We start from the raw sequence: 13,626 nt of genomic DNA, 5'->3' as shown, positions 1-13,626 counted from the left end.
GACGACATTTTTATGACGAAAACTAGTTTACAGCTTCGTCATCATCAGGGAGGTATTTATAAAGGGCAATAATTGTGGCAAAAATGCTTACAAATGTAATAGCCATCAAGCCAAAGACTTTAAAGTTTACCCAAAAGTCGAGTGAAAAGTTATACGCTATGTATATGTTAAGTGCTGCAATACCGGCGGTAATAGCTACCCACATTAAGTTTAATTTATCCCATAATGGCTCTGGCACGGTTATTTTTTTATCTGTGTCATTTGCGTTTTCTAAAATAGCGGTTAGTGCCTTTTTTACTAAGTTTTTATTGAGTATGTAACGACTCACAAGCAGCATAATGCTGAAACCCGCGTATATAATAGTGGCTTTCCACTTTACAAATTGCTCATCATGAAACACAAGCGTTAAGGTGCCAAACACGGCAGCAATAGAAAAAAAGATCCACTGGCGGGTGGGTACTTTCCCATGTTTGTAATAGCTAAATATGACTTGAATAAGCGATGTTGCAATTAATAAAGCCGTTGCCCAGTAAATATCTACAAGCTTAAACACTGCAAAAAACAGTATAAGTGGAATGTATTCAACTAATGCGTGCATATACTACCTAAATTATACAAAAATAAATTACAGCGTTTTTACCACATAACACTTGGTAACTACAAGGTTGACTTAAAGCCCTGTAAGCCTTAGCCTGCGTGGCTTTATTTATTCATCATTATATTCCCACGCTAAACGTATTCATTGTTTACGTGTATTTAGGAGCCTTATATGAACAAAACTCAACTTATTGCCGAAATGGCAAAACACAGTGAACTCACTAAAAAAGATTCACAAGCTGCTCTTACAAGTATTCAAAAAGTGATTACTAAATCGTTATCTGAAGGTGATCAGGTGCAAATTAATGGATTTGGTACGTTTGCACTTAGCTATTATCCGGCACGCACTGGGCGCAATCCACAAACGGGTGAGACAATCGAGATAGAAGGGGCTAACAAGGCCGTTTTTAAACCAGCTAAAGCACTTAAAGATCGCCTTTAATACTCCACTTCTACTTACCTTTTTACTTGTACCATTTAGAAAAACGCTGTTTTAAACGCCATGTAGATTGTTCATTAATTATAAATAATTTACATGGGGTTATATCCTAAATTAAAATTTAATATAATTTTCAATGACTTAAATTTGGCATCCGTTCTGCTTATTGTTTAGTGCGTTAAACACTTAATTAATTTATAAGGAGAGCCAAATGAATACATTACAATCGCGTACACCCCTAAAAGGTAAAAAAATTGCCATTTTAGCCACTGACGGTTTTGAACAAAGTGAATTGTTTTCTCCTCGCGATGCATTATTAAATGCGGGTGCAGAAATAGAGATCGTCTCTATCAAAGAAGGTCAAATAACTGGATGGAATGAAGATAAATGGGGCGAAAAAGTATCAGTAGATAAACTCGTCACCAATACAAACTCTGCTGATTACGATGCATTAATGTTACCCGGTGGGTTATTTAATCCAGACAGCCTTCGTCAATACAAACACGCAAAAGCCTTTATAGACGGCTTTTTTGGTGCAGAAAAAAACAAACCAGTTGCTGCAATTTGCCATGCACCATGGTTACTGGCAGAAATTAACAAGTTACGTGACCGCACAATCACTTCTTTCCCAAGTATTAAAAGCGATTTAATGAATGCAGGCGCAAACTGGGTAAATGAGGAAGTGTGTGTAGACAGAGGTTTAGTAACCAGCCGCAGCCCAGAAGATTTAGATGCTTTTAACGCTAAATTTATTGAAGAAGTGCTAGAAGGTAAGCATAAAGCACACTAAATTTTAATAATGAAAAAGGGCATTTAAATGCCCTTTTTATGTGTTTAAACCTGAGTTTAATTAAAGCTCTGTAGCGGCTTTCATGTTGCTAACAAACGTTTTTAGTTGTGCTGTCATTGCATCCAAATCATCAAGATTGGCTTCAATAATCTTTACCACCGCAGAGCCTGAAATGGCTCCGGCTGCACCTGCATTTAATGCTGATTTAACATCGTCTGGCGTTGAAATACCAAAGCCCAGTAGAGCTGGGGCTGCATGGTACTCTTTTAATTTATTTACAATATTACCAGCGGGCATTTGTGCTTTGGTATCAGTACCTGTTACGCCCGCACGTGAAAGTAAATAAGTATAACCGCGTCCATATGAAGCACACTGGCGAAGAGTGTCGTCATCCGCATTAGGTGTTGCAATAAATATTGGGTCAACCCCATTGTCCATTGCAGCCTTTCTAAACATTTTAGACTCATGCAAAGGAACATCCGCTACCAAAATAGAGTCTACCCCTACGGCTTTTGCATCTTTGTAAAACGCTTCTAAGCCACGTTTAAACACTAAGTTTGAATATAATAATAAACCAATTGGAATATCTGCATTGTATTCGCGAATTTTTTTAATGACGTCAAAGCAATCTTGGGTGTTAATATTCACATCAAGGGCACGAATATTAGCGGCTTGGATAACAGGGCCATCGGCTATTGGATCTGAAAAGGGAATACCCAGCTCTAGTCCGTCAGCACCACCATCAATTAAGCTTTTAATGATAGCAATACTCTGCTCTTTTCCTGGGTCGCCAATGGTCACAAAGGGAACAAATGCACCTTGTTTTTTCTCATTAAGTGCAGTAAACATAGCACCATAACGGTCCGTCTTAACTTGGCTCATAGCTGGCCTCCTTCAGATAATACTTTGTGTACATGTGCTAAATCTTTATCGCCACGGCCACTTAAATTAATTACGATTACACTGTCTTGCGTCTGCTCTTCTGCATATTTTAGCGCGTAGGCTAAAGCATGGCTTGACTCCAGAGCGGGAATAATACCTTCGTTTTTAGCTAATGACTGAAATGCATCAAGTGCCTCAGTGTCACTGATACCTACATATTGTGCACGGCCAGTTTCATGTAAAAATGCATGCTGTGGGCCTACCGCAGGGTAATCTAGACCTGCTGATACAGAGTATGACTCTTCAATTTGGCCATCATCGTTTTGCATAATGTAAGTGTATGTACCGTGTAGTATACCTTTAGTACCCTTACAAATAGTGGCGCCGTGTTCATGGGTGTCTAAGCCTTTACCCGCTGGCTCTACACCAATTAGTTTTACGCTAGGCTCGTCAATAAAATCGGTAAACATACCTATAGCATTTGACCCACCACCCACGCAGGCAATAACAGCGTCTGGTAAGCGTCCTTCAGATTCAAGCACTTGTTGCTTGGCTTCTTCACCAATTACTTTTTGGTATTCGCGAACAATTGTTGGGAATGGGTGAGGGCCCGCCGCAGTTCCTAGTAAGTAGTGCGCTTCTTGGTAGTTAGCTGACCAGTCACGTAGCGCTTCGTTTACGGCATCTTTTAATGTGCCAGAACCCGCTGTAACAGGAATGACTTCTGCGCCCATTAATTTCATTCTAAATACATTAGGTTGTTGGCGTTCAACGTCTTTCGCACCCATGTATATACGGCATTTTAAACCTAAAAGTGCGCATGCTAAAGCAGTAGCGACACCATGCTGACCTGCGCCGGTTTCAGCAATTACTTCTTTTTTACCCATACGTTTTGTTAATAACGCTTGGCCAAGCACTTGGTTTGTTTTGTGTGCACCACCATGAAGTAGATCTTCACGCTTTAAGTAAAGTTTAACCTTTGGGTTTTTAACTAAATTACGCGTTAAAGTAAGAGGCGTAGGGCGACCCGCATACTCGTTTAATAATTTGCTAAGTTCTGCCTGAAACTCAGGATCTTTTTGCGCTTTGTTAAATTCGTTTTCTAACTGCTTAAGTGCAGGGACAAGCAACTCGGGTACAAACATACCGCCAAACTCGCCAAAATAAGCTGGATTTTGCATTTTAACCTCAATAATTTCTGATACTTGTAAAAGCATGATGTAATTTGTTTGGGCACTTTTTGCCCGGAGCGTCTTCAACCCCAGAATTTAAGTCAAGGCCTAAGGCACCTTGATAAAGCGCATCTCTAATATTGTCTGGATTTAAGCCACCAGCTAGCATAAACGGTGTTGTTGCATCGCGAAGAAGCGACCAATCAAATACCTTTCCTGTCCCACCAGCTTGTTTATCACTGTGAGTGTCGTACAAGTGGCGGTCAACTCCATTTACAGGAGTAGGTAGCGCATTTTTAATTGCTTGGGCTTTCCAAATTTCACAATTGCTAGGTAACTGTGTACGCAACGCTTTAATGTAATCGTCACTTTCTTGGCCATGTAATTGAACTGCCGCTAATTTTAACACACTTGCGGCGTGAACAACTTTCTCTGTTGGCTCATCAACAAAAACACCCACAAACTTGAGGGGGGCTGATTGCGTTATGGCTTGGGCGCAATCTAAATCAACACAACGTGGAGACTTAGAATGAAAAATTAAACCGCCATATATAGCGCCCGCATTATACGCAGCTTGCGCATCTTGGCTGCGAGTAAGTCCACATACTTTATTTTCCCCAAAAATAACCCGACGACATGCTTGTTCTAAATCAACTTCGGCCATCAGCGAGCTACCAATTAAAAAGCCATCGCACAGCGGTGCTAAGCGTTTAACGTCTTGATGGGTATAGATACCTGACTCAGAAATAACAACTTTATCTTCAGGTATTAATTTACGTAGTTTTTCAGTAGTAGCTAAATCGGTACTCAAGTCACGTAAATCACGGTTATTAATACCAATAATTTTAGCATTTAGGTCAAGTGCTCGGTGTACTTCTTCTTCGTTACTTACCTCGGTTAGCACCGCCATATTGAGTGAATCAGCGACCTTATGCAGTGCTGTGTATTCTTCATCATTAAGTACCGAAAGCATAAGTAAGATAGCATCGCCACCATAAATACGGGCCATATAAACCTGATACTCATCTATGAAAAAGTCTTTACAAATAAGTGGCTGATCAACTTGGCTACGTACAAACTCTAGGTAGTCAAAGCTACCTTGAAAGTATTTAGTATCGGTGAGTACGCTCATGCAGCTTGCATATTTTTTGTAAGCTGCAGTGATTTCAGTTAAATCAAAAGGTTCTCTTATTAACCCCTTAGAAGGGGACGCTTTTTTACATTCTAAAATAAATTGCGTACCGGGTGCCGCCAATGCTTTATAAAAATCACGGCTGGTTGGCACCGCTTGATCTTTAAAACTTTCAAGCGGACGAGCGGCTTTTCGTTCAATTAATTCTTGCTTTTTATCAGCAACAATTTTGTCTAATACATTAGCCATGACTTACCTCAATAATTGCATTTAATGTGTCCATGGCTTTGCCTGAACTTATAAGTGAGTGTACTTGTTGTGCGCCATCTTTAAGTGAATCAGCTTTACCTGTTAGATATAAAAGAGCAGCAACATTTACCACAATAGCGGCGTTGTGCGCATCAGTGCCTTTGCCTTGTAAAATAGCAACGCTTGCATCAGCGTTATATTGTGGGCCTTCACCTGCCAGTTGTTCAAGTGAATAGTTTGCAAGGCCGAAGTCGCTTGGGTTGAGCGTGTACTGGCTTATTTCACCATTATTAAGCTCAACTACGTTGGTTGGGCCATGAAGGGCAATTTCGTCAGTGCCAGAACCGTGTACGATCATTGCGCGTTGTGTGCCTAATGTTTTAAGCGTTTGCGCCATAGGCATACATAGGGACTCGTCGTAAACCCCCAATAATTGCACATCAGGCGCCGCAGGGTTGGCAAGGGGGCCTAGAATATTAAAAATAGTTCGTGTTTTAAGTGCAGTACGCACACCCATCCCATGGCGCACACCGCTGTGGTAATGAGGTGCAAACAAAAATGTAAAGTGTGTTTGCTCAAGGCATTTTGCTGCTTGTTCTGGGCTCATATCTATATTAATACCAAGCGCTTTGAGTAAGTCGGCAGAGCCTGAGTTACTCGACACACTGCGGTTGCCATGTTTTACCATGTTAATACCCGCTGCAGCTGCGACAATAGCGGCAGTGGTGCTGATATTAATAGTATTTGACCCATCGCCACCGGTGCCACAACTATCTGCAAGTTGTGAGCAAGTAGTATTAAAAGCCACTGCGTTTTCACGCATAGATGCCGCAGCTCCCGCTATTTCATCACTCACTTCACCTTTCATTTTAAGACTAATAAGCAAAGCTGTTAGCTCAATATCGCTCATGTTACCTTGCATAATTTCATTAAATAGCGCTTTTGATTGGCTATAACTGAGTGATTGCTTAATCGTAAGTTGCTCAATGGCGTGTTGAACATTAAGTACGTTGGTTAAATGTGTACTCATAACGTCCTCTTAATTATTATTAGTTAGGTAAGCAACACTTTGTTGCAGCAACATAGCCCCGTTGGGCGTTAGTATTGATTCAGGGTGAAACTGATAACCCAGAGCACCGTCATCATGGTGATAAATAGCCATAGGAATATCTTGGTATTGTGCTATTACCTCTATGCTATCTGGTACTTGCGTAGCCATTAATGAGTGGTAACGTGCCACCGGCATTGTCTCGCCCATATTTTTAAACACAGGGTGTGTGCTAAGATCAATAATTGATGACTTACCATGTACGGTTTCACCCGCATGTCCGATTACTCCGCCATAACTTTGTGTTAACGCTTGTTGACCTAAACAAATACCCAGTATAGGGAAATGGCCTTTACACAGCGCAATAAGATCCATGAGGCAACCAGCATCGCTTGGTGTGCCTGGGCCTGGTGAAAGTACAAGTAATACTTGGCCTTGCTCTTGGCGCATTTTATTAAAAATAGTATCGGCGCTTATGTTATTTCTATACACAACAAGCTCACCACCGAGCATAGTTAGTTCGTCTACCAAGTTGTAACTAAACGAGTCAAAGTTATCTAAAAAGTAAATTTTGATTGGCTGTGATGCACCCATGTTATACCGCCTCGAAAGTTGATTTGATGGCGGTAATAACCGCTTGAGCTTTAGCGCGAGTTTCGTTAGCTTCAGATTGCGGGTCTGAGTCAAATACAACCCCGGCACCGGCTTGCACATAAGCCATGTTGTTTTTAACAAAGGCAGAGCGAATAACAATACAGCTGTCCATTGCGCCATCACCGGTTAAATAACCTACTGCGCCACCGTAACTGCCACGTCGTTTTCCTTCTGTTTGGCGAACTAATTCTGCAGCGCGAACTTTAGGTGCGCCTACTAAGGTACCCATGTTCATGCATGCTTGGTAAGCGTGAAGTGCATCAAGTTCTGGTTTTAACGTACCAACAACACGTGAAACTAAATGCATAACTTGCGAATAACGGTCTACTTTTAATAGCTCTTTGGCATGACGTGTACCTGCAACACTAATGCGTGCTACATCGTTACGGGCTAGGTCAACAAGCATTAGGTGTTCTGCACGTTCTTTTTGATCGTTTCTAAGTTCAAGCTCAATACGGCTATCTAAATCGGGGTTTATTTGCCCATTAGCAAACTTACCACGAGGGCGCGTTCCTGCAATTGGGTACACTTCTACCTGCTGGTTATTAATATCGTATTTAAGGGCCGATTCGGGTGATGCGCCAAATAAAGCAAAGTCCTCATCGCGCATGTAAAACATATAAGGGCTTGGGTTTTGTTGTTTTAATTGGCTATACGCATGTAAAGCGTTAGGGCATGGCAGCGAGAAAGTACGAGAAGGAACAACCTGAAAAATATCACCGTCTACAATATTCTTTTTAAGTTTTACAACCTGCTGACAGTAGGTGCTGTCGCTTATGTCTACGTTCACCTCACATTCGCCTTTGTTTAATGGGGCGCTGTATTGGGCTGCGTTATCGCAAAGGCTATTTAACTGCTCTAGCTGTTTGCCTACTTCAAAGCAGTTTGCGTGTACGTCTGGGCCGTTAAACACGTTACCGATAAGTTCGGTGGTCTGTTTTTGGTGGTCTATTACAACTAATGTTTCAGCTAAATAAAATACATAATCAGGACAGCTGTTCTCGCCATCGGGAACGTCACTTAACTGTTCAAAGTTTGCAACCATGTCGTAGGCAAATACACCACCTAAAAATAGAGAAAATGGATTGTCGGTGGTGCTTTTGATTGAGTTAATACAAGTTCGTAGGGCACTAAATGCATTATCGGCCACTAGTTTACTGGCTTCATCAATGTCGTTACTTGTACTCAAGTAATTTAGGGTTAGGGTTGTATCGTTTAATTCTGCATTGCAGTTTTTAACATGAGCTTGTAAGTAACTTAACAGCTGGTGGCCATTGTTTGACTGGGCTGTAATCGTGACTGTTTTGCCTTGGCAAACAATGCGCAATGCGCAATCGACTAAAATTAAACTTTTTACACTGTCTTTAGAATCAATTTCAGCCGATTCAAGTAGCAGTGAGTTAGGTTTATCAAGTGCCGCGTACAGCGCAAGTGGACTACTGATGTAGTCGCGTTTTTGCGTAATACTCGTTACTTCACCCGGCGTAGTTGTTATATGACTAAAAATCAAACCTCATTCCCTCAAAAAAATTAAACCCCGCAATGCTGTGCAATGCGGGGTTTGAATAACGATATCTAAATTACAAACAGATCATTACCGTCCCGCTATACCAGGCGCCACCACCAATGATGTGTAAGAGTAATACCGTTATTCATGTTTTCTGCCTCAAATTTATTAAAATTTAGTTATAAAAAAACCCGCATATTTGCGGGTTTTGAAATTTTGTCAGACACGACAATTCATCACCCGATAATTACGAGTGCCACCACCAAATTGTGTTTAGGTTTGAATTGTTCATTGTTTTTAATTCTTTATGTGTCTTAAAGTGGCTACAGTAAAACGTATCTAGTGCTTTAGTGTCAAGTGTTTATTTAAAACAATTTAATGAAAAAACTTGTTATACTTGCATAAATACCTTCAAACCTTAATTTTAAGCAGTTTTCTTTTGATAAAATATGATTTACATAGCCACACAACACATTCAGACGGACATTTAACGGTTGAAGAATTATTAAACCGTGCAGTAGATAAAAATATTGATGTGTTTGCTATTACCGATCATGACACTGTGGCAGCTATTAAACCGGCTCAATCATTTATTAAGTCTGAGAATCTTCCGCTGTCATTAATTACAGGCACAGAAATATCGACAAAGTGGGAAAGCTTTGAGATCCACATTGTCGGGTTAAACATAAATATTGATAACGAAGAGCTCGATGCCTTATTAACTGCACAGCAGCAAAAGCGAGAGGATCGGGCTACACAAATAGGCTTTCGCCTTGAAAAAAATGGCTTTGAAGGCATTTACGACCAAGCTAAAGAACTTGCTGTAAATGGACAAATTACACGTGCCCATTTTGCACGTGCATTAATGCAGCGTGGAGTCGCTAAAAATTTCCCTGGAGTATTTAAAAAGTATTTAGGGCGAGGTAAAACGGGGTACGTACCAAGCTGTTGGTGTGATATGCAAACCGCTATTAAAGCAATACATGTAGCAGGAGGGGTTGCAGTGCTTGCCCATCCAAGTAGCTACAGAATGTCTAATAAGTGGTTGCGTAAACTGTTAGTTGAATTTAAAAATGCAGGGGGAGATGCAATGGAAGTAGCGCAACCTCAGCAAGCACCTAGTGAACGTCAATTTTTAGGTGAACTCAGCCGAGAGTACGAATTATTATGTTCACAAGGCTCAGATTTTCATTTTCCGACAAGCTATTTAGAGCTTGGTAAAAATTTATACTTACCTAAAGATTGCCAAGGTGTTTGGCAAGTTTGGGAAGGACAAGAAGGGGCATTAACATGAGTCAATTATTTCATATTCATCCAGATAACCCACAGGCAAGGTTAATAATTCAAGCTGTTGATATAATAAAACAAGGTGGTGTTGTTGTTTACCCTACCGACTCTGGCTATGCAATTGGCTGTAACATTGGTAATAAGCAAGCCAAAGAGCGTATAGAGCGTATTCGTGGCATTGATAAAAACGACAATTTTACACTTGTGTGTCGTGATTTATCAGAGTTATCTACTTACGCACGCGTTGATAATCAATTATTCAGACTGATTAAAAATAATACGCCGGGACCTTATACCTTTATTTTTAAAGGTACAAAGGAAGTACCTAAGCGTTTATTAAACGATAAGAAAAAAACGATTGGCATACGTGTTATTGAGCACCCAATAGCATGTGCACTGTTAGCCGAGTTGGGCGAGCCGCTAATGTCATGTTCGCTTATCTTACCCGGACAAGAATTTACAGAGTCGGACCCAGACGAGATTTTAGATAGGCTTGATAAGCACGTAGATCTTATTATTCACGGTGGATACCTACCAGAGCAAGCAACAACCGTTATTGATTTGTCCGAGGACGATGTAAAAATACTGCGTGTTGGCTGTGGTGATGTGAGCCCGTTTGAGTAATTAAACGTGGCTTCAACGACTAAACTTCCACCAGTAATTGATGAGCCAGTGCAGCAAAATCTGCCACTGGCTTTTTTGCATGGAAAGGCCGTTGTTGATAAACCTGAAGACTTATATATTCCACCCGACGCACTTGAAGTTATTTTAGAAACCTTTGAAGGGCCGCTTGATTTACTTCTTTATTTAATAAAAAAACATAAGCTTGACGTACTTGAGCTTTCAATATTTAGTATTACAGAACAATATGTTAGCTATGTTGAAATGATGAGCGAATTTCAATTAGAGCTAGCTGGTGAGTATTTAGTCATGGCGGCATTGTTAGCGCAAATAAAATCACGGCTGCTTCTTCCTGTTCACGAAGAGCTCGAAGAAGAGGAAGACCCTCGTGCTGAACTAATTAAACGCCTACAAGAATACGAGCAGTTTAAAAAAGCAGCTGAAAATTTGGATGATATACCTCGTGTTGGCCGTGATATTTTCGTTGCTCATGCGGTAATGCCCATTAACGACGATACAAGCAAAAACCTACCCGAATTAGAACTCAAAGATTTAATGCTTGCCTTAAGTGACGTTATGGCGAGAGCTAAAACCTTTGAGCATCATCAAATAACAGCAGAAGTGTTATCAACCCGCGAGCGCATGAGCCAAATATTACACCAGCTTTCCAAATCAAAGAGTGCAATTGTGTTTAACGAACTTTTTAAAGCATCAGAAGGTCGCAGCGGGGTTGTCGTAAGCTTTATAGCTATACTTGAGCTTATCAAGGAAGGGCTTATTACTTGCCTGCAAGTTAATGAAGAGAGCTTAATATACGTAAGCCTCACTGAATAGCCGCTTCGAGTAAAACTGAAACACTCTCTTTAACCACTAAATTCCCCTATGTAAACCATTTATGTGCATATACGCACACAAGCTGTTTGCACATGCTATTTTACTGCGCACTTCTTTTCTATATCTTGTCGTTATCAAAACACAGGATATTAATTATGTTTAAAAACACCCCACTCTCATATGGGTTAGTTGCCATTATATTGCATTGGTTGATGGCGTTTACCGTTATTGGCTTATTTGGTTTGGGTTTATACATGGTTGAACTTACCTACTATGACAGTTGGTACAAAGGTTCTCTTGATTTACATAAAAGCATTGGAATTACGCTTGCAGCTATTTTGATTTTTAGAATTTTATGGCGTGTTTTTTCTAAACAGCCAAAACCGCTAGGTACAAATACTAAAGTCAATCAACTAGCACATACTGCCCACATAGCTATGTACATTTTATTAGCTGTGATTGTGGTAGCTGGTTATTTGATCTCAACTGCAGACGGAAGGCCCATTGAAGTTTTTACCCTGTTTAATGTGTCTGCTCTCGACTTTGTTTTTGATGATCAAGCTGATATAGCAGGAAAAGTTCATTACTACGGTGCATGTATATTAATTGGTTTTGTTGTTTTACATGCATTGGGTGCACTAAAGCACCATTTTATAGATAAAGATAAAACTTTAACAAGAATGATTACCCCATTGAAGGAAGATTAAAATGAACAAACTATTACTAAATACGGCTGTATCGGCGGCTCTCGTTTTATCAGCATCGGCTGTAAATGCTGCTGAATATGTTATTGATACAAAAGGGGCGCATGCTTTTGTGAACTTTAAAATAAAACATTTGGGTTACAGCTGGCTACATGGACGTTTTAATACGTTTGACGGTGAATTCAATTATGATGCAGGAAAACCTAATGCTTCACAAATAATGGTAAATATAGATACAACCAGTCTTGACTCTAACCATGCAGAGCGAGATAAGCACTTACGTGGTAAAGATTTTTTAAATGTTGATAAATACCCAACGGCTACATTTAAAAGTACTAACATTACATTTAACAACGATGATTCAGGCAAAGTAACTGGTGACTTTACATTACATGGTGTGACAAAAAGTATTACCTTTGAAATAGATAAAATAGGTGAAGGTCAAGACCCATGGGGTGGTTACCGTGTTGGATTTGAAGGCGAAACAAGCCTTAAATTAAGTGACTATGGCATTAACTATAATTTAGGACCTGCATCGACTCATGTTGATATTGGGTTATTTATTGAAGGTATTCGTAAATAAGCAGGGTTGTAATTATACAACTAACTTTGAAAGCGCCACATTACGTGGCGTTTTTTTTGCTTAGTTCATTCTTGTTTTTAGCAATGGCTTTAAATGCTCGGGCAACCACTTTGATAAGGCATTTATGTATGCATCAGTTTGTTTGATTACTTTAAGGTGTTTGTTTAGCAAAGCAATATTTTTAATCCCTTGCTCGGTTTTAGTGCAACCTATAAAACCATAGCTTAACGCAGGTGCTTCAGTTAATGGTCTTTGGGTTAAGTTATCTTGAAAGTTCATAGATTTAGCTAAATAAAAATGTTCACTTGGGTAGCCAAGTAAAATATCAATGCGTTTTAAGTTAAGCATATAGGTAAGACTAGCTAAGCTATCTCGGGTAGGGCGAATAACAATGTCAACATCGGGCGTTGAGTTAATTATACTATCGATAGCCTCCCCATAAGAGCGACTCAAAGACACGCCTAATGTTAGCTTTTTCTCTTGTAGTAAATCATACAAAGACACCTCAGCGTCGTTTTTAAGCGATAGCGCATTTGCTAGCTTTTTATGTAGTGCAACAGAGGGAGATAAACCAACAGTAGAGCTTTCTTGTGTAAATACCATTTGTTGCTTTCTGTTTTCGTTTTTATAAAGAGAAAGTACGCACGCGTCATTCGTTTTATCAGAAAGGGTTTGAATTAGCTTACTTGCAGGCACCACAACACGATTGAATTTGATATGAGGTAGTTGGTCTTCGAGTAATTTTATGATTGTTTCGTCGCGGCCTTGGCCCTGATACTTACCATTTAATATATAGTAAGGTGCAAAGTCGTTGGTTAACCAGTTAATTGTTTGAGCATGACAAACTGAAGTTAGAGAGCAACAAAATAAAAGAGTGAAAAGTACACGTAACATTGCAGTAACCAACGAATGTAATTGGATTATTGTTTTAACACTTAAGTATTAAAAAGTAAAATGCCAGCAACAAGGCTGGCATAATATTACGTGTTATCGCGCATGGGATTGCGATATAGCTTTGCTTAGCTAACTTTTAGCCACTTAACAAATTGACGCGCATCGCTAGCTTTTTGAAACAATGCGTTTTTTAACCCTTGTGTATCACTAAAGATAACACGATGTTTATTAAC

At 39.9% G+C, this 13,626-nt stretch carries 15 protein-coding genes; 7 read left to right on the top strand and 8 right to left on the bottom strand.

Annotation, left to right across the window (positions count from 1 at the left end):
• Window positions 1-22: 22 nt before the first annotated feature.
• Window positions 23-598 (bottom strand): septation protein IspZ, encoded by a 576-nt coding sequence (gene ispZ, locus AC27JL_RS10455; protein WP_487195579.1) that lies wholly within the window; start codon window positions 596-598, stop codon window positions 23-25.
• Window positions 599-769: 171 nt separating this feature from the next.
• Here ispZ and AC27JL_RS10450 point away from each other — a divergent pair, with 171 nt between their 5' ends.
• Together AC27JL_RS10450 and AC27JL_RS10445 are read left to right on the top strand one after the other, a co-directional pair.
• A complete protein-coding gene (locus tag AC27JL_RS10450) occupies window positions 770-1,039 on the top strand; it encodes an HU family DNA-binding protein (RefSeq protein ID WP_006792217.1) in 270 nt (89 codons plus the stop codon).
• A gap of 208 nt (window positions 1,040-1,247) precedes the next feature.
• Window positions 1,248-1,826, top strand: coding sequence for a type 1 glutamine amidotransferase domain-containing protein (locus AC27JL_RS10445; protein WP_487195577.1), 579 nt, complete (start codon window positions 1,248-1,250; stop codon window positions 1,824-1,826).
• 60 nt (window positions 1,827-1,886) lie between these two features.
• Here AC27JL_RS10445 and trpA read toward each other — a convergent pair whose 3' ends face one another.
• The 6 genes from trpA to AC27JL_RS10415 are packed head-to-tail and all read right to left on the bottom strand — an operon-like array spanning window position 1,887 to window position 8,473.
• Window positions 1,887-2,708: a tryptophan synthase subunit alpha gene (gene trpA / locus AC27JL_RS10440; RefSeq protein WP_487195575.1), complete on the bottom strand. Its 822-nt coding sequence runs from the start codon at window positions 2,706-2,708 to the stop codon at window positions 1,887-1,889.
• Entirely contained in the window at window positions 2,705-3,889 is a 1,185-nt protein-coding gene (gene trpB, locus AC27JL_RS10435; protein WP_487195574.1) for a tryptophan synthase subunit beta, read from the bottom strand. Before trpB ends, trpA begins: the two co-directional genes overlap by 4 nt.
• Before the next feature lie 7 nt (window positions 3,890-3,896).
• Complete coding sequence (gene trpCF / locus AC27JL_RS10430; protein ID WP_487195573.1) at window positions 3,897-5,261, bottom strand: bifunctional indole-3-glycerol-phosphate synthase TrpC/phosphoribosylanthranilate isomerase TrpF; 1,365 nt, start codon at window positions 5,259-5,261, stop codon at window positions 3,897-3,899.
• Window positions 5,254-6,291 carry an anthranilate phosphoribosyltransferase gene (gene trpD / locus AC27JL_RS10425; RefSeq protein ID WP_487195572.1) on the bottom strand — a complete coding sequence of 346 codons (1,038 nt, stop codon included), beginning with the start codon at window positions 6,289-6,291 and terminating at the stop codon, window positions 5,254-5,256. The genes trpCF and trpD overlap by 8 nt, the downstream gene beginning before the upstream one ends.
• 9 nt (window positions 6,292-6,300) lie before the next feature.
• Window positions 6,301-6,903, bottom strand: a complete 603-nt coding sequence (locus AC27JL_RS10420) for an aminodeoxychorismate/anthranilate synthase component II (RefSeq protein ID WP_487195571.1) — start codon at window positions 6,901-6,903, stop codon at window positions 6,301-6,303.
• Window position 6,904: 1 nt separating this feature from the next.
• A complete protein-coding gene (locus AC27JL_RS10415; protein ID WP_487195570.1) occupies window positions 6,905-8,473 on the bottom strand; it encodes an anthranilate synthase component 1 in 1,569 nt (522 codons plus the stop codon).
• Between the two features lie 436 nt (window positions 8,474-8,909).
• Between AC27JL_RS10415 and rnm the strand changes: the two genes are divergently transcribed.
• From rnm to AC27JL_RS10390, 5 genes are all read left to right on the top strand, one after another.
• Window positions 8,910-9,764: an RNase RNM gene (rnm, locus tag AC27JL_RS10410; RefSeq protein WP_058429014.1), complete on the top strand. Its 855-nt coding sequence runs from the start codon at window positions 8,910-8,912 to the stop codon at window positions 9,762-9,764.
• A complete protein-coding gene (locus AC27JL_RS10405; protein WP_058429013.1) occupies window positions 9,761-10,381 on the top strand; it encodes an L-threonylcarbamoyladenylate synthase in 621 nt (206 codons plus the stop codon). The genes rnm and AC27JL_RS10405 overlap by 4 nt, the downstream gene beginning before the upstream one ends.
• A gap of 6 nt (window positions 10,382-10,387) precedes the next feature.
• A complete protein-coding gene (locus AC27JL_RS10400; RefSeq protein WP_058429012.1) occupies window positions 10,388-11,212 on the top strand; it encodes a segregation and condensation protein A in 825 nt (274 codons plus the stop codon).
• A 155-nt stretch (window positions 11,213-11,367) separates the two neighbouring features.
• Window positions 11,368-11,919: a cytochrome b gene (locus AC27JL_RS10395; protein WP_006792206.1), complete on the top strand. Its 552-nt coding sequence runs from the start codon at window positions 11,368-11,370 to the stop codon at window positions 11,917-11,919.
• A gap of 1 nt (window position 11,920) precedes the next feature.
• Window positions 11,921-12,499, top strand: a complete 579-nt coding sequence (locus AC27JL_RS10390) for a YceI family protein (RefSeq protein WP_058429011.1) — start codon at window positions 11,921-11,923, stop codon at window positions 12,497-12,499.
• A 60-nt stretch (window positions 12,500-12,559) separates the two neighbouring features.
• Here the strand turns inward: AC27JL_RS10390 and AC27JL_RS10385 are convergent, their stop codons facing one another.
• Window positions 12,560-13,393 (bottom strand): transporter substrate-binding domain-containing protein, encoded by an 834-nt coding sequence (locus AC27JL_RS10385; RefSeq protein WP_039036843.1) that lies wholly within the window; start codon window positions 13,391-13,393, stop codon window positions 12,560-12,562.
• Between the last annotated feature and the right edge of the window lie 233 nt (window positions 13,394-13,626).

Source organism: Pseudoalteromonas sp. 4NS20-0020 (assembly GCF_057554385.1).
The sequence above is the reverse complement of the archived record's forward strand: the minus strand, read 5'-3'. Positions and strand labels throughout refer to the sequence as shown.